Genomic DNA, 17,721 nt, shown 5'->3' on the forward strand with positions numbered 1-17,721 from the left:
TTGCTTTAACTTAGGATAATTCGAATCTAATCGTCTTTTGGATTAATTAAGCGGGCAAATCTAATGGCTGCATAAACGATTAGCAATGCCCCAAACAAGATGCGATAAGTTTTTTGGATTTCAAAGGGAATATCAGCCCAGAAGATCAATAATAGGCCCAATACGAAGTAAAACGTAAACATCACCAGGCCTAAAATGAACAGAAATCGCTGTTGAGGCGATTTCTGCTTAAATGTTCTTAAATTTAACATTCTATAATACTATTGAGATAAGGTAAAGCTGATTGGAATATTGAACTTCACACGAACCGGTTTTCCGTTCTGGATACCAGGAGTCCAACGTGGACTAGCTTTCAATACTCTGATTGCTTCTTCATCAGTACCACCACCAAGTTTTCTTTCTACTTTGATGTCAGTTAAGTCTCCGTTTTTCTCTACTACGAAAGAAAGGAATACTTTACCTTGAATGTTATTTTCCTGAGCCATTGCAGGATATCTTACCGCTTTTTTCAAATAGCCATAAAATTTATCCATACCACCTGGGAAACTTGGTTGTGTTTCGATACTCACGAAATCATAAACCTTTGTATCTTCTACAACCGCTGCTTGTTTAGGGCCATCTCCAACCGGACCAGCAATTACAATATCAGCAGTAGGATCACCCTCAATGGTTTTCTGACCTGGATCCGCCTTTTTCAAATCTTCGATCTGAACAGGTTCCTTATCGATTACCTCATTATCCGGTTTTACAATCGGAGGAGGGAATTTAATCTGATCCTGTTTCGGTGGCGGTGGCTCTACCGGTGGAGGTGGAGGTGTATCCGGATTCACCGGTGGAGGTGGTTGAACCGTAACCTCTATTTGTTTCACAATCTCGTCTTCAGGAAGACTTCCTTTGATCATGTTGATCACTTTTGGGGTCATAAATGCTACTACGAAAAGAGTAGAAGCAATTAATAACGCTTTTGTGGTATTTGCGGCACTTGTACTGCGAAGCTGATATGCCCCGTAGTTCTTGTTTTTACCCGCGAAGACGACGTCAAGCCATTCCCGTTTCAATAAATCTATTTTAGAACCTAACATAGCTTACTATTTAATATTGTTAATTCTTTTATTATAAAATTCCAGCACTTTTCATGAAATCTTTTTCAGCATCAGTAATGTTCTCATCATCGATTGCAGGAGCTGTTTTGATCTTAGTGATCGCCAACTCATCCATAATATCAACGAAGTTCTTGTAATTCGCTCCTGATGTAGGCTTAATCACCATAATGATCTGTCTGCCACCAGTAGTTTCAGCTACTTTCTTTTTATTATCTAATATTGATTTTCTGATATCAGAAAAACTTTCAACATTAGGTTTTGATTTACCAGCTTCTCCCATGTACCAGGCTACTTTATTGTCTTTACCCAATAATATAGTCATGGTCTCAGAAGCACGTAGCTCATTCCTTTCTACCGATTTGTCTTCTTTATCAGGCTTTGCAATATCCATTGCAATTGGTTTCGACAGGGAAGTGGTCAACATAAAGAAGGTGATTAGCAAGAAGGCTAAATCTACCATCGCCGTTAAATCGACTTTGGTATTCGCTTTCTTACTCCTTACTTTTTTGCCTTTTTTCCCCCCGCCGGAGGTATCTAATTCAGCCATAATATTTATCTATTGAGCATCGCCTTCGGCAGATGTGATTAAACTAAACTTGTTAATTTTTTGCTTCTGCAGAATATCGATCACTTTCTTCACCGCTGGATATTCTTCCTTAGCGTCACCTTTGATACTGATACGCATTGGCGCTGCGTGTAATTCTGCTACGGCCGTACGTGACTGCATCACCCATTCCGCCAATTGATTGTTTGTAGAATCCGTTGGAATACCTGTTTCAATACCCGATTTAGTGCGTTCATCGCCATTCATATTGATGTACTGCTTTAAACTCTGAACTGGTACACCGAAAGCACCAACCACACCAAAACGCTTTCTTTCTTCTGGAGTGAATTTAATTCCGTACTTCTCGCCCATTTTATCAAGGGTAGCCATTTTAATGTCGTTCCCTACGATTTCATAAAACACTTTGCCTTTTCCAATTGACAATATACCCATGTCCAAATCTGGAACTTTAAGTTTATATGTCGATGAAGGGATAGTAACATCCAAAGGATCAGGCTGACGTGCTGTTGCTGTTAAAATAAAGAAAGTAAGCAATAGGAAAGATACGTCGCACATGGCGGTCATATCTATCGAAGTACTCTTTCTTTGAACCTTTGCTCTTGGCATAATTTTAAAAATTACTTATGTATTTAACTAATGATGTTTATTCTTCCGGTTTTCCATAAAAGCCGGTAAAAAAAATACATTATTTTTTATTTATGCGTAGAAGCGTAAGTTTGGATGATGCTGAAACCGGCTTCATCAATAGCGTAAGTCAATTTATCGATTTTCGAAGTTAAGATGTTGTACATGATAATCGCGAAAGTAGAAGTACCAATACCTGTAGCTGTGTTAATCAAAGCCTCAGAAATACCAGTTGCTAATGCCGCTTGATCCGGAGCACCAGAGTTAGCTAAACCACCGAAGGCCTTGATCATACCTGTTACTGTTCCTAATAGACCTGTTAATGTACCTACTGATACTAATGTTGCTATTACAGTTAAGTTTTGCTCTAACATTGGCATCTCTAATGTAGTTGCTTCTTCGATATCTTTTTGGATCGCTAAACATTTTTGATCTGTATCCATGTTTGGCTCAACTTCCATTTCTCTGTATTTTTTCAAACCAGATTTGATTACGTTAGCAACCGAACCTTGTTGTCTATCACACTCAGCCATAGCACCTTCGATGTTGTTTGAGTTTAATAGTGATTGTACTTTTTTAACGAAAGCGTCTAAGCTACCTTTACCAGTTGCTTTACCGATTACGATCATACGCTCAATTGAGAAAACGATAACCATTAAGAACATACCCATTAAGATTGGTACGATGAAACCACCTTTGTAAGCCATACCTGCATAGTTACCTACTTTTGGCATTGTCTCATGCAAATCTGGATCTGCTCCGTCAATAAAGTTATCTCTACTACCCAAGACAAACTTGAAAATACAAATACCGATAATGATACAGATAGGAATTACTAATGTTGCAAATAAATTTGAAGCAGATGATGAGCTTTCTTTTTGAACTGTTGTTGGTTTTGGTGCGTTTGCCATTGTTTTTTAGTTTTTTAGTTTTTAGTACTCGTGTTTTTTTTAAATTTAGATTATTATTCTGTAATACACACAACGATCATTACAAACAATTGTTGCAAGAACAAATTTATAACTTTGATTTTAATTCCAAATTAAATAATCGTTAGTTTCTTCCCTTGAACTAAGTCTCCCCCCTGTCCGCATCGGCGTATATTAAAAAAGATTGTCCCCTAGCGGAGACAATCTTTCACAATTAAAACTAAAAAAAAATTGATATGCAAATTTTTGAGCAAAAAAAAAGCTTTATGGGGCGTTTTCCACAACTTTAGGGAAGGATGCAAGGATTTCAGCACTCGCAAAAGCTTCAAACTGCTTAAAGTTGGTAATAAACTCCTGTGAGAGCTCATTCGCTTTTTGATCATATTTCTTCTGGTCTTCCCAGGTATTTTTTGGTTGTAATATTTCTGATGGGACGCCTGGACAAGACGCTGGAATGGCCAAACCAAATACAGGATCGGTGTTGTAACGCTCTTTTTCCAATTCTCCTTTCAAAGCCGCGGTAATCATTGCTCTGGTATACGATAATTTCATTCGTTTACCGACACCATAAGCTCCCCCACTCCATCCGGTATTCACCAACCAGACATTCACATTGTGCTTGCGCATCTTTTCGCCAAGCAACTCCGCGTATTTAGTAGGATGCAATGGTAAAAAAGCTTTTCCAAAACAAGCAGAGAAAGTAACCTGAGGTTCTGTAACTCCTGCTTCTGTTCCTGCAACCTTAGCCGTATATCCCGAAATAAAATGGAACATCGCCTGGCCCGGAGTCAATTTAGAAATCGGTGGCAATACTCCGAATGCATCTGCAGTCAGGAAGAATATGTTTTTAGGCACTCCTGCGATAGAAGGCAGAATAGCATTATCTATATAATGAATTGGATAAGCAACCCTTGTATTTTCAGTTTTCTCTACATTACTGTAATCCACTTCACGAGTTCCCGGGAAATAGTTGATGTTTTCCAGAAGAGATCCAAATTTGATCGCTTTAAAAATCTGCGGTTCTTTTTCTTCTGTTAAGTCCACACATTTAGCATAGCAACCGCCTTCAAAATTAAAGATGGTCTCTTTACCCCAGCCGTGTTCATCGTCGCCGATCAAACCTCTTTCCGGATCAGCAGAAAGCGTAGTTTTACCCGTTCCTGATAAGCCAAAGAAAATTGCCGTATCCCCATCTTTACCCACATTCGCCGAACAATGCATAGAAAGCGTATTTCTCTGTTGTGGTAAAATGAAGTTTAAAACGGAAAAGATTCCTTTTTTGATTTCACCCGTATATCCGGAACCACCAATAAGAATCATTTTTTTAGTAAAGTTCAAAAGAGAGAAGTTTCCCTGACGGGTGCCATCTACTGCTGGATCTGCTAAAAAGCTTGGTGCAGCGATAATCGTCCATTCAGGAGTTTCAGGCAATCCTTCTTCGCCGAATCTTAAGAACATATTATGGGCAAATAAGTTCTGATAGGCATTTTCTGTCACCACCCTGATCGTTGTTTTATAACTCTCATCAGCGCAGGCATAAGCATCCCTTACATAGAATTTCTGCTGATTCAGGTGGTCAGTAACCTTTTTTAGAAGCGAATCAAAGTGTTCAGGGCTAAATTTAATGTTAATATCTCCCCACCACACTGAGTCTTCTGTCAACTCATCGCAAACAATAAATCTGTCTTTTGGAGAACGACCGGTAAATTTACCTGTGTCAATTGCCAATGCTCCGGTATCGGCAAGTGTTCCTTCTCCATTTTTTAAGGCCTCTTCAACCAATTGTGATACATTAAGCTGATATAGGGCCTGATCTGAATTTAAATTCAAATGCCCCAAATCCTGCTTAAGCCTAAGTGCTTTGCTCATAAATAAATAAGTTAGTGAGACAAAGTTATACAGATAAAAAGGGATTACCAGTGCTTTTGTTGGAAAAAATTTACTTATTGTTGTTGATACACTAACAACAAATGCACTAAAAATCAGTTAATTACAAATTAACAAGGGCATTTGTTAGCCTCCTGATTTTTTAACTTTATAGCCTTCTTTTTGCAACAGCAGCAAAACCTTATCCCTAAAATCACCCTGGATCAGGATCTCCCCGTCTTTTGCCGCACCACCAACACCACATTTAGACTTCAGCATCTTAGCCAGTGTTTCCAGCGCTTCCGTGCTTCCGATAAAGCCTGTAACCAGCGTCACACCCTTACCGCCACGATTTTTCCGATCCAATAGTACCCTAAGATCTTGCTGATTCGCCGCTAATGGCGCCTCTTCCAGCTCCTTGTCCTGCTCATATACAAAGGAAGGGTCTGTAGAAAACATAATCCCCCCAAAGTCATTCAATATTTTCTTTTTAGCTTTCATCTCTGTTTAATTTAGGAATTGGGAAGCAACGCAGCTTCATAATCCGGTGTAATGATATTTAAAGATAAAGGAACCAATGAAATGTTAAGCTCCTTACCCATGAAATAGGGTTCACCATCGATGTGAATGGCATCGTTTGCCGCTCGAACAATCCGGATATCCTTTCCCTGAATGATTTCCACCATTGAAGTATGATCTGCCGAACCGTTCAACATATGATAAGCCAGTACCGGAATCTTAATCAATGGGAATTTCTTAATGATACACACATCCAGTAAGCCATCCGTGATCGAAGCATTTGGAGCAATGTGTGCATTGTTACCATATTGAGAAGAATTCGCAACACTCACCACAAAAGCAGTACGCACATATTCCTTACCATCTATATATATATGGTAAGTCTGAGGTTTATAGTTTAACATTTCCTTCAGACCGAGTTTCAGGTATCCTGATAAGCCCCTCGACTTATTCCCCGCAAATACCGAACTGATATGTGCATCGAAGCCCATACCCGCCATATTAAAAAAGCATTTGTCATTAAACCTGCCTGTATCAATCACCCTCACCTTGAAATCATTGATCACCTTAATGGCTTGTACCGTTTTCATTGGGATTTTCAGAAACCTTGATAGCCCATTTCCGGATCCGAAAGGAAGAATTCCCAGGATCTTATTTTGCTGCATCACCTTAGTCCCGATCTCATTAATCGTTCCATCGCCACCAACGGCTACAATTACATCGAAATTCTTGCTGGCCGCTTCCTCAGCAATTTCTGAAGCGTGGCCAACATATTCCGTAAAGCTGTAATTCGCGTTAAACTTCGAACGGTCCAAATGGGCATCGATCAAAGCTGGAATTTTCAGCTTGTCCTTCCCCCCCGAAATCGGGTTGATAATAAATAAAATATTAGATTTTGACAAAACAGTGGTTTAAATACGGTACAAAATAATTGATATTTTTTGACTATTTGAATATATATAGTAATTTCGCATCATTAAAGTGGACTGATTTGCGATGCTATCATCAAAAATAGCGGGATTGCAACCACGTAAAAAAAAGTGCTAACCTATCATACACTTCAATTTACTGCCTGTATTGCAGGATCAGAGGCCATTTTATATAATTGTTTATTAAAAAAATTAATTATTTAAGATGTCATATTTATTTACATCAGAATCTGTCTCCGAAGGTCATCCTGATAAAATCGCAGATCAAATCTCCGACGCACTAATCGATAATTTCCTGGCTTTTGACGCAGATTCAAAGGTTGCATGCGAAACCCTAGTTACTACTGGTCAGGTCATCCTTGCTGGTGAGGTAAAATCCAAAACTTATCTTGATGTTCAGCAGATTGCGCGCGACGTCATCAAAAAAATTGGTTATACCAAAAGTGAGTACATGTTTGAAGCTAACTCTTGCGGGATTCTTTCTGCAATTCACGAACAATCACAAGACATCAACCAAGGTGTAGATAGAAGCAGCAAAGAAGAACAAGGTGCAGGTGATCAAGGTATGATGTTCGGTTATGCCACCAACGAAACTGAAGACTATATGCCTTTAGCGCTGGACCTTTCTCATAAACTATTACAGGAACTTGCTGAGCTAAGACGCGAAAATAAAGAAATCACTTATTTACGCCCGGATGCGAAGTCACAAGTAACCCTTGAATATAATGACAACAACAAACCAGTTCGTATTGATGCCATCGTAATTTCGACACAACATGACGATTTCGACGAAGAAGCAAGTATGCTGGCAAAAATCAAGTCTGACTTGGTGTCTATCTTAATTCCAAGAATCATTGCTAAATATCCTCAATACGCACATTTATTTAATGATGCGATTGAATACCATATCAACCCAACTGGTAAATTTGTAATCGGTGGTCCACATGGTGATACAGGTCTTACTGGCCGTAAAATCATTGTTGATACTTACGGTGGTAAAGGTGCTCATGGTGGTGGTGCTTTCTCTGGAAAAGATCCAAGTAAAGTAGATAGAAGTGCGGCATATGCTACACGTCATATCGCTAAAAACCTGGTAGCTGCAGGTGTTGCAGAAGAAATCCTTGTACAGGTAAGTTATGCCATTGGTGTAGCAAAACCGATGGGAATTTACATCAACACTTATGGTACTAGCAAAGTAAATAAAACTGACGGTGAGATTGCTGCTATTGTAGAAGGCTTATTCGATATGCGTCCTTACTTCATCGAGCAACGCTTGAAGCTAAGAAACCCTATCTATAGCGAAACTGCTGCTTATGGCCATATGGGTCGTAAAAATGAAACTGTTACTAAAACTTTCAAAACTCCTTATGGAGAAGAAAAAACAGTAACAGTAGAATTGTTTACCTGGGAGAAACTAGATTTCGTAGATCAGGTGAAAGCTGCTTTCTCTTTGTAGAACGATAAAAAATCATCAAATAAAAAAAGGCGCTATCCGATCAGGATAGCGCTTTTTTTGTATCCATGCTTTAGGCTATAGCCCCAGACTTTTCACTGAACACTGCATAAACAAAAAACCATTTCCCCTGAAAAATGTTAATTAATGCAAACAAACAGTAATCGATATGGAACAGCCAGTAGAAATGAATACCCTTAGCCAGATCCTGGATAAATTAAGACTTAAAGGACTGGACAATGAAATAAAGATGACAGATCATGGTAAAATGCAAGGCGTTGGCCTCAATAAGATTTACAATCCGGAAGATTTAACCATTATAAAAACCTATCGTTTTGAAGGTGATTCTGATCCAGGTGATAACTCGGTACTCTATATCTTAGAAGATAAAGACGGTCAGATTGGATATATTCTGGATGCTTATGGCATGTACAGCTCTCAGGAAGGCGCTGGATTTGATGACTTTTTGAAGAAAATTCCTACCGCAGACCGCGACCTTCAAGAACTTTTTAGTTAGAAAAACAGGAATAAACATAAGGCCCATCAATTGCGATGGGCCTTATTCATTTATACCTTTTTATCCATTACACTTATCCACAATACGATTATCCCATCAATAATCGCTAAAACCAATATTGCCCATTCATAGAGTTGCATATATTTATCGTTTTAATAAGTAATAAAATTCCTTCGCACCAGGTTCTTTGCACACTAGAAACCTTTTATCCCGCTAATACTTAGCTATTTCATATATTCGTAGTTGTTCAATCGCATTCGTTTTAAAATACAGCGTATCTATCTTCTTCAACGCAGACTTTTCAATTTTAATATCATCCGCAGCACCTTCATATAAAATAACTTCTTTTCCTTTCTTATCTTTTGAGAAAACAGTCACTGTTTCGCCCTTTAAGCGCAGCAATAACCTTAAATCAGTTTGTTGAAAATCTTTAGGCAAGTGTACCAATCCAGGCTCATTTATAGAAAATGTGCTATAGGTGGCCAGATTACCATCTAGTACAAAAACGCCATTATCTGTTTCATTTTTTGTCTTCACCTCCATTTTAAATGATCTAAGGTAAAAGTGTTGTGTTTGATCAGACTTGTTTCTGAAACGAATATAAGCATCATGATTCCCCTCTAATTGACTGGCCATCCCTTTTCCTTTTTTCTCTTCCACAGCAAGCGGCTTCCAGTTTACAGCATCGGCAGAACTTTCAAAACTGCCCCAGTTCGCTAATGTTGGAGATTCCAGATTAAACGATAAGGAATTAGCCTTCAAGTTAGAATGCAGACGAAGTCCGAAGTAATCACCAGGCTGCAAAGCAATCGTCTCCAGCGCTGGAGAAATTGCTACACTTTGATTGCCAATCTGCAAAGGCTGACTTTTCAGCTTGGCATTATTGGTAAAAAGTGTCGTTTGATCTTTATCCCCGGTCAGCGTTCCTCCTGCAACTGCAGCTCCATTTCCAGCGGCCATCTGTTGACCAATAGCGAGCAATACCGCCTTAACAAAAGGCGTCATCACCAACGAACCAGTTTTCACACCCGGCTGATAAGGGTTGAGGTTCATTTTCTGATCCAGCTCCGCCATCTTTTCCAGGTAACCTTCTGTGATGAGATATTGAGCCCATGCCGAGGTATATGATTTTTTGTTCCAGTTTTCTGCCAATTCCATCACTGCAACACCTGCTTTTCCAAGTTGGTAAAACTGTATCAACCATGGCTTAATCTGTTCTACCAATCGTTTGTTCTGGCTTTTCAAAGGGATTTCCGTCGCCGCAGCAATCATCCCTTGAAATTCAGCTTTCAAACGTCCCGCATCCGCAATCGAATAAGCCCCTTCATTTAAGGATTTCAGAAAAGCTAACGTATAAGGTTGCATCTCCACAGATTCCGTTCTTCTATATCGGTGGCCATTTGGTCCCGGATCACTATTATGCGCATTAAACAATTGAAAAGCTTCAGCGGCTTCCGGCATAATATAACGGTGAGAAGCTACCCATGCCTCCTCTGGCTGATAGCTTTTCATATTCCAGGTATACAATGCCACTCCAAAAATCGCAGTCTTAGAAGGCTCCGCTTTATCCATTGGATTAGAAACAAAACCCGACATTTCCTTTTGAGCATCTGTATCAATCCCATAAGATGGACCCATTAATAAATGGTCACGCACATAATCACTTACCGGAAAGTTCCACCATACAAATGCTGGTCGGCGGATGCGTTTATTTACCCATTCCAAACCCTCCTTAGTAATATCAGCCACCACCGTATTTCCGGTCCACATGATGTGAATTGCTGGGTCTAGCTTTTCGCCCAATATATCCAGATAGGTTCCCGGTTTAGGGTTAGACCAACCCTTATTGTATTCCGTAGGGCACATGATTAAAGGCGTCACATCTTTTTTCTTATTCACAAACTCGTATTGAATGTAATTCAATAATCCCGCTTGTTTAGCCGCATCGGTACCTACACCGGAGATGTCGTCAAAGAATACCGCAAAAGAGCGAACCCCAAGTCCGTACATCATCTCGAACTTCTTAAGCACAGCCGTACTATCTTCAAGGTTCCATTTAATATCTTTTCCAGGATGGATTGCCCATACAAAATCTACATAGTTCTTTTTGGCTTCCTGCACCAGTTGTTTAATTTCTGCTTCTTCTTTTTCCGGGTAATGTAACCTCCAGTTTGGAGAAGAATGGTACGGATCGTCTTTAGGCCCATAGATATAAGTATTTAACTTCAGCTGACCATAAAAACGCAATTGCGCGATGCGATCCTCTTGTGTCCATGGATCGCCGTAAAAGCCCTCTACAGTACCGCGGAAAGGAACATCAGGATAATCAGTTACGCTGACAACTGGCAAAGTACTTTTCCCTTTTACCAATTGAATTAAGGTCTGTGCTGCATAAAAAACTGCCCTGTCATCCGCAGCAATGATCTTTATCCCTTCTTTATTAATGATCAACTGATAAGCGCCGGAACGGCGATCCGCTGATTTACCTTTTAGAACCTTTAAAGGCAAAGCCTTTTTAGTACCATCCAGCTTTAGCACTGTAGCTAAAAGTTCTTGTAATTCCGGGTTTACCGAGCCTGGTTTAACATAAAAAGCCTCTCCCCTAGGGATAGCGCCTTGCTCTACCTGCAATTGATGAGGTTTAGGATAAACAGCCGGGGGAACTTCCTGGGCTATAGACACCTTGGTGAGTACACATAAAAAAATGGGGATCAGTCGTCTTTTAAAATTTAGCATCATATTCTTTTGTTTCTTTCTTAACTATAGGGGATCTAACATAAAAATGGGGCTCTGAAGGTATTCAGAGCCCCACAATAATAGGATTAATAAAATTATTTCCTTGAATAGGCTTCAAAATTAGCCAGACATGGATATGGTGATCCTACCCTTAAAGTTATCTTTACATAACGAATCGCTTCCGTAGTAACCACCGGATAAATCTGTTCCGTTTTTATTGCTGGATTAAAAGCCAGTGATCCGGCACCGATTTCGGTATACTTAACGCCGTCTACACTACCTTCCAGAATGAAATTCGTGAAACCCTGATTAGGATCAACATGGGCATTTAAGCCAACTTTTGTCAGCCTGCTCGCTGTTTTCATATCCACAATTAACCAATGAGGATAAATATACATCGGTTCTGCATTGTAATCCGACTGCCAGAATGAAGGTACTCCCGGAGAAGAAAGACTGATTCTGTTCACATCATCCACAATATTCTCTGCACCATTAAACTCATTATCAGCGTCATTGACTTCGCTGGAAGCGCTAGCCGTCCAACCGATCTTTGTCAATTTAACCTCTGGTTTCAAAATTGGTACGATACCAATCAACCTGGTTTCTGCCAGTTTCCCTGCAGTATTATTCACCAGAATCGTAAAATTGGTCATTTCAGAAATTGGGAGCGTAAAAGTCCCGCTTGCTTCTTGATTGTTCTTAACAGCATGTTCTTTTCTCAGACCATCCTGATTGTACTTTACCAAAATATCTACTGCTTTCTTTGAGCTATTGCTCCATTCAAATTTAGCACCATCCATTGCCGGAGACACAGAAATCGAATTGGCCACATTAATATAAGTGGGATCTTCCGTCACTTCTACCGGAACCGGGATCACTTCAATAACAGGAGCTACGGAACTTTTCTTACAAGAGATTGCTGCAACAGCAAAAACCATAAATAGGTACAGACATTTTCTTTTCATTGTTTTCTGTTTTTATTAAATATCTAAGCCTAAAAAATTAACGTTTAATGAATTCCGTTTCATAGTCATCCAACCATACCGTTCCGTCAAGGTTCCATGCTGATTTAGTTGGCACTCTTAACCAATAGAACATTTGTGTAGTCACATCAACATTCTGAAGCAAGATCATTTTCGGATCTGCAGGACCATAACCTGTGGCTGGAGTCGCGGCTAAAAGATCCCATGAATACTTTCCGGTAATCGTAAAATTCGGGCGATTGGCCACTTTATTCTTAATCGTATTGGTACCACCATCATTTCCTGGCCAATAGCTGACCAGATTAGGGTAATCAGGGTCTGTAGTTGGTACGTCGGTTTGGGTCACAGCCGCTTTAATTGCGGATTCAGACAATACTTTGTTCCAAATCTTCAAATCTGACATGTACAAGTTGATATAACCTCCGGAGAATACTTCAGGCTGATATCCCATCACTAATGGAGCAGTTGAAGTCACCTGCGAAGTACCTGGTAAGCTCACTTCATCGAAAGACTTCACACCATCTACATACATATTGACTTTAAAGTCTGCACCAACCTTGCCAATTGTCCCCGTAATGGTATGCCATTTTCCATCCGTTCCCACGTTTTCAGCCTTTGGCTGTATTGCAGTAGTACCGTTACTTACAAAGAAGGTTACTCCATTATCATTTCTAAAAAAGGACCATCCTGGAGTAGCACCCGTACGGGCTGTAATCTTACTCAGGAAAGGAGGATATATATAATTGTATTTACCGTCTGCATTCTTATTAATCAGAATTTTAGCCATAATGGTCATTGAGCCATTACCAGGATTGTACAAGCCCGTAGGATCATTTGCCGTAGCCCTCACCACTCTTCCTGCCGCCACTTCCACAGCATCATTTCCTTTACCCCAGTACCTTACAGAATAATAAGGATTGGCCTTCATCTCGAATGGCTTAAAGTTTGGGTTATAAAAGATACTGAAGATGTTTCTTTCCTGAATGGACGCTCCACCGTAAGTTTTACCTACTCCCCCATGACTAGAGGAAACGATCACTAACCAGTCTTCTTTAGCATAGTCTTTACGTTTCTTCAAAGCGTCCAACATTTCACCGATATAAACATCAGCCTTTACAATCGCATCCTTATATTCCGGAACATCTGCTGAGAAACCGAAAGTAGTTCCCGCAGTTACTACACCACGTAAATCAGCAATCAGCACACGTTGGTTTTCGGTTTGTAAAGCCTTCACAACAGAGTCTTTCACTTGTTGGTCATTGCTCGCTAAAACACGGCGATCCGCATGGATCAGGTAATTGTTTAAAGCCTTATTTGAAGTTGCCGCTAAAGTTTTAAATTCTGGTCTTACATCCAGCATACGGGCAAGTGCCGTTGGATATTTAGGCACCTCATTATGGTCTTCATCACCCAGACCTTCTAAATTGAACTCTTCATCCAATACACGGTGTTTGCTTGAAGTTACCCCAGTAATTAAACTAGCCCAGGTTGTTCCAGTATTGGTCTTAGCATCACTTACTGCATCAAAACTATACTTACTTGTTTTCAGCATTTCCGCAATATTTATCGGATTCAGCTTTTTCACTTCCGCACCTACGGCTCCATCAACAGTAATGATCAAGACCTTTCTTTCTCCATAGCTATCGGCAGCCCGCCCATATTCTTCGAATACAGGGGGCGGATTGTCGTACTTTTTACAGGCATTAAATAGGGTAGCAAACAATGCCAATGCTGCACCCGTCATTAGCATTGCAGTTTTATTTTTATAATTCATCATGATTTTCAATGATTTAAATTCTTTATGGCTTAATGATATTTAGCTCCGCTAATGCAGCATATGGAGAATTACTATGGTTATTTAAAATCACAACCTTAAAGTACCTACCCGTTTTCTCTGCTGGGAAAAGATATTCAATTTTCTGACCTTGCAATCTTGCCAATTGTTTAGAGCCTACTTTCGTCCAGTTCGTTTTATCCTCACTCACGTATACCTCTATATCCTTAGGCAGCTGATCCGCACTATTTCTGGTGATAAAATAAAGTCCCTTAACAGTGGTTGAAGTAGCCACATCCAGCACAATCGTATGCGGCATCTGACCGGTTGCACCGCTCCATTGCGAATGCCAGAAAGTATTGTTATCCCCATCAATCATGGCATTTGCTCTTCCATTCACTGCGCCCTCTCCACTCAGCTCTTCAGAAGTAGCTGTGATTACATAAGGGTTGTACACTTCATTACCTCCCAGTTTGGTCATCGGGTTATAAGTCCAGATTTTTTTCCTTAACAATGGGTATTTTTTGGAAATCTTTGCGGTTGAAACGCTACTCACTTCAATACCCCATGCATTAAAGAATGGTAACAAATTCACATTTGCAAATTCAGAGAAACGTTCATACACAAAATCCTTTTTGTCTTGAGTGGTATTGGCAAGTCTTGTTGCGTGTCTGGCTTCTGTATACAAATGTGTCATCGCACCATAACCATATTTTTCAAAGATCTGTAAGAATGGAATCATTCTTTTAAAAGCATCATCCATACCAGCATCTGTATCAAACTTCTTCGCACCAGTAGGTCCGGCAGCATAAGCCAGAGCAGGAGCTACCCATTCGTCGCCATGCTGAATCGAGAAATTAGCCCCATTTCTATTGGCTACTTTATAATTGAAAAGGTTGTTTGTCGTTTCTCCTAACACTTCCCAGCTCCAGATAGAAGGCTGCTGACAATTGTGACCAAACTCGTGGTAAGTACCCCAGTTTGCACCACTTTGCAATTGTTCCAGGCTAATCACACTATTGAACCATTCGCTGTCCATGGTGGCTACAACAGGGAACCCATTGTGACCATAACCTACAGAAGGCTGAATGTCTAATACCTCACGCCATGCAGACTGTGGGCTACGGTCTCTAAGATCCGCACTATTATCAGATAAACCCATCCAACCATTATAGTCCAGTTCAAATTTTGCATTCCATTCTTTCATCAATGCCGTTGGATTAACCAATGGTTTTGAGGAGTTAAAATTCCGAATCAGGAAATCTCTTGGGATCAGGAAGATCACCCTTGAAGACCTCAATTCCAACCATGGTACAGTCGAGGCTTTCACCTGAGCAATCCATTGTGCATCATTTGATACCCCTAACACAAAGTCTGGAGACACTACCGCACCGGTAATGGTTAACTCTACCGGTTTCTCAAAAGCAATATCTGCACGGATATAAAGTGTTCCACCATACAGGTTACGAACATAATTTACCCCAGGAAACAATTGTTTCGTATTGGTGATTACTGCATCTCTCTGCAAAGGCTCCTTTCCGGTAAGGTTGTCGGTATGACCACCCACCTGAACACTTAAACCATTAATTCCTGCAGGAACAATGATTTTGATCAATTCCCCTGCCGGAGCATAATAACCGATACTAAATTGTGGCTCTGGTGCCACATTGATCCTTAAAAGTTTACCATTGGAGGCAGAAAAATTCAGGTCTAAAACCACTTTTGCATTCACTACGCGTGGTTCAGATGGCTCCACCATTCCAGGGAAAATCCTTGCTCTGGAATACATGGTCCGGTCTATCTGCATCATCATCGTATCTAGTGGTAATCCGCCTGGAACTACCTCACCTGATGCATTAAAACCATCTTCAAATTTATAACCATATTTCTTGCAGGAGATGAAGCCCATCAACACAAGCAGCATAAGCAGTTTGCTTAAAAAATTAGCGTTTTTCATATCACAATTAAGGTTTAATGTCTGAATAAGTTGGGTCCCATGATTTTCCATCTAGTCCCCACGAAGTAGGTACTGAAACACCCATCCAATGATAGATTTCAATAGGAATGTCTACACTGTTAGGAACCATAGTATAGAATTTAGCGTTGATGTCAGGGCACAATGCCGGGCTCACCACACTAAATGTTTCCCATGGTACGGTACCACCTAACCTGAAGTCCAATCCTTTTCCAGTTTTTTCTTTTAGGACGTTTCCAAGACCATCCTGCATTGGCCAGTAACCAATCAGGGTACTGTATTTAGGGTGGTCTGATTTAATGTCCGGTTTACAACCATAAGCGGAAATTTCCGTAGCCGTTAAAGCAGCCTTGAAGATTTTTAACTCCGTCATTAGCACTGAGGCATTCTGATTTCCATCTGTAGGCAGGTAACCTAACCTTAAAGCTGCAGGATTGTCCAGTGTACTGCTGTTCATGTCCAGCTCATTGTCAAATTTACCATCAGTATATCCTCTTACCTTTTTATTGGTACCATCAAATACAATGGTCAGCTTATGCCATTTTCCATCATTAATTGCTCTTCCTTTCATCTGTCCGGATACATTCGTATTCAGCGTCCATGCGCCTCCTTCTAAAAACATATTCCAGCCTGGTCCTGTAAATCCTTTTTCCCGTTTAGACAAAAAGGTAGGATAGATCTCACTGGTTGTATTGCTTTTCAACAGGATCTCTATCGTATAATTTCCATAAACTCCGAAATTATAGGCAGTGGTACTGTTTACCGTTGCTATAGGCCTGGTGGCTTCCGTAAAATCATAGCGAATACTTGAACCACTATAAGGAATCTTCTCAGAATCTGGTTTAGGGACAAATAAACTATTGAATCTTGGGTTGTAAAAAATCACAAAGTTATTTCTAACCGGGTCAGCATATGGAGTAATATCTGTACTATTAGGATCCGGAGCGATTAGCCCTCCTTTATTAGAGGCAATCACTACCAACCAGTTCTCCGTCACAAACGTTTTTCTTTGAGACAAAGCATTGATCAGCTCACCGATATAGGTATCCATTTTAAGGACTGCATTGGCGTAATCGGCAGTAGTGCTTTCATAACCCGAAGCTTTACCAGCAAGTTCTACGCTATGAAATTGCGCCAGTACAAAACCGGCATCACCACGACCCAGCTCTGCTTTAACTGCATTTTTTACAGCCAGGTCATCTCCTTCAAAACTTTTATTCTCCGTAGCATCTATAGCAAGGTGGCTACCAAATGTCGCTGATGCACCAAATGAAGCCGTTCTTAGCCCTGGCAGATTTTGCTTCAGTCTGGTAATCACTGATGGGAACTGACTCAGTTTATTTCCTGCGAAATCTTCTGAAACTACCCCATGCTGGCCACGTTTTACACCGGTCAACATATTGGTCCAGGCACCGGCATTGCTTACTCCCGTACCATCCACATCTGTTAAACCATCATAAGCGTAAATAGATTTTTTGATCACCTGAGAGATATTCGGGGCATTAATTTCTTTCAATGCGCGCCCTCTAAGCCCATCCACGATAATGTACAACACCTTACGCGTTTTAGAATTTACACCCGCTGTATCATTCTTTATATTCTCCTTTAATTTATTTGGAAAATCTTTATTACAGGAACCCAACATCATTAGCAGGACCATGGCTGCCGAACCCAAAAGGCCAGTTACCAATCCTTTATGTGTATATGTTTTTATTTTGTTCATCTTATTGCTCTTAATCCTGAAAAAT

15 protein-coding genes are annotated in these 17,721 nt (G+C 40.2%); 2 read left to right on the forward strand and 13 right to left on the reverse strand.

The genetic code is table 11. From position 1 onward, the window contains the following. Positions 1–26: 26 nt before the first annotated feature. From R2S10_RS12510 to R2S10_RS12545, 8 genes are all read right to left on the reverse strand, one after another. Positions 27–251 carry a hypothetical protein gene (locus R2S10_RS12510; protein WP_316840773.1) on the reverse strand — a complete coding sequence of 75 codons (225 nt, stop codon included), beginning with the start codon at positions 249–251 and terminating at the stop codon, positions 27–29. 9 nt (positions 252–260) lie between these two features. Next, the gene (locus tag R2S10_RS12515; RefSeq protein WP_316840774.1) at positions 261–1,082 is read right to left on the reverse strand and encodes a TonB family protein; all 822 of its coding nucleotides are present in this window, start codon (positions 1,080–1,082) and stop codon (positions 261–263) included. Positions 1,083–1,113: 31 nt separating this feature from the next. Further along, on the reverse strand, positions 1,114–1,650 hold the full coding sequence (locus R2S10_RS12520) for a biopolymer transporter ExbD (RefSeq protein WP_316840775.1): 537 nt from the start codon (positions 1,648–1,650) through the stop codon (positions 1,114–1,116). Positions 1,651–1,659: 9 nt separating this feature from the next. Beyond that, positions 1,660–2,274, reverse strand: a complete 615-nt coding sequence (locus R2S10_RS12525) for an ExbD/TolR family protein (RefSeq protein WP_316840776.1) — start codon at positions 2,272–2,274, stop codon at positions 1,660–1,662. 86 nt (positions 2,275–2,360) lie between these two features. Further along, the gene (locus R2S10_RS12530; RefSeq protein ID WP_316840777.1) at positions 2,361–3,203 is read right to left on the reverse strand and encodes a MotA/TolQ/ExbB proton channel family protein; all 843 of its coding nucleotides are present in this window, start codon (positions 3,201–3,203) and stop codon (positions 2,361–2,363) included. Between the two features lie 282 nt (positions 3,204–3,485). After that, positions 3,486–5,090 (reverse strand): phosphoenolpyruvate carboxykinase (ATP), encoded by a 1,605-nt coding sequence (pckA, locus tag R2S10_RS12535; RefSeq protein ID WP_316840778.1) that lies wholly within the window; start codon positions 5,088–5,090, stop codon positions 3,486–3,488. A 144-nt stretch (positions 5,091–5,234) separates the two neighbouring features. Continuing rightward, positions 5,235–5,588 carry a translation initiation factor gene (locus R2S10_RS12540; RefSeq protein WP_316840779.1) on the reverse strand — a complete coding sequence of 118 codons (354 nt, stop codon included), beginning with the start codon at positions 5,586–5,588 and terminating at the stop codon, positions 5,235–5,237. Between the two features lie 11 nt (positions 5,589–5,599). Next, positions 5,600–6,508 (reverse strand): diacylglycerol kinase family lipid kinase, encoded by a 909-nt coding sequence (locus R2S10_RS12545; protein WP_316840780.1) that lies wholly within the window; start codon positions 6,506–6,508, stop codon positions 5,600–5,602. Between the two features lie 232 nt (positions 6,509–6,740). Here R2S10_RS12545 and metK point away from each other — a divergent pair, with 232 nt between their 5' ends. Then, positions 6,741–7,991: a methionine adenosyltransferase gene (gene metK / locus R2S10_RS12550; RefSeq protein WP_316840781.1), complete on the forward strand. Its 1,251-nt coding sequence runs from the start codon at positions 6,741–6,743 to the stop codon at positions 7,989–7,991. Between the two features lie 166 nt (positions 7,992–8,157). Continuing rightward, a complete protein-coding gene (locus tag R2S10_RS12555; RefSeq protein ID WP_316840782.1) occupies positions 8,158–8,505 on the forward strand; it encodes a hypothetical protein in 348 nt (115 codons plus the stop codon). Positions 8,506–8,718: 213 nt separating this feature from the next. Here R2S10_RS12555 and R2S10_RS12560 read toward each other — a convergent pair whose 3' ends face one another. The 5 genes from R2S10_RS12560 to R2S10_RS12580 form a co-directional block, all read right to left on the reverse strand. Next, entirely contained in the window at positions 8,719–11,244 is a 2,526-nt protein-coding gene (locus R2S10_RS12560) for a beta-N-acetylglucosaminidase domain-containing protein (protein WP_316840783.1), read from the reverse strand. 92 nt (positions 11,245–11,336) lie between these two features. Continuing rightward, on the reverse strand, positions 11,337–12,206 hold the full coding sequence (locus tag R2S10_RS12565) for a discoidin domain-containing protein (RefSeq protein ID WP_316840784.1): 870 nt from the start codon (positions 12,204–12,206) through the stop codon (positions 11,337–11,339). A gap of 37 nt (positions 12,207–12,243) precedes the next feature. Further along, positions 12,244–14,001, reverse strand: a complete 1,758-nt coding sequence (locus R2S10_RS12570; RefSeq protein WP_316840785.1) for a LamG-like jellyroll fold domain-containing protein — start codon at positions 13,999–14,001, stop codon at positions 12,244–12,246. A gap of 22 nt (positions 14,002–14,023) precedes the next feature. Beyond that, positions 14,024–15,955, reverse strand: a complete 1,932-nt coding sequence (locus R2S10_RS12575) for a M60 family metallopeptidase (RefSeq protein ID WP_316840786.1) — start codon at positions 15,953–15,955, stop codon at positions 14,024–14,026. A 7-nt stretch (positions 15,956–15,962) separates the two neighbouring features. After that, positions 15,963–17,696 carry a LamG-like jellyroll fold domain-containing protein gene (locus tag R2S10_RS12580; protein ID WP_316840787.1) on the reverse strand — a complete coding sequence of 578 codons (1,734 nt, stop codon included), beginning with the start codon at positions 17,694–17,696 and terminating at the stop codon, positions 15,963–15,965. Positions 17,697–17,721: the final 25 nt, after the last annotated feature.

The organism is Pedobacter gandavensis (assembly GCF_032678745.1).
GTDB classification, from domain to species: domain Bacteria; phylum Bacteroidota; class Bacteroidia; order Sphingobacteriales; family Sphingobacteriaceae; genus Pedobacter; species Pedobacter gandavensis_C.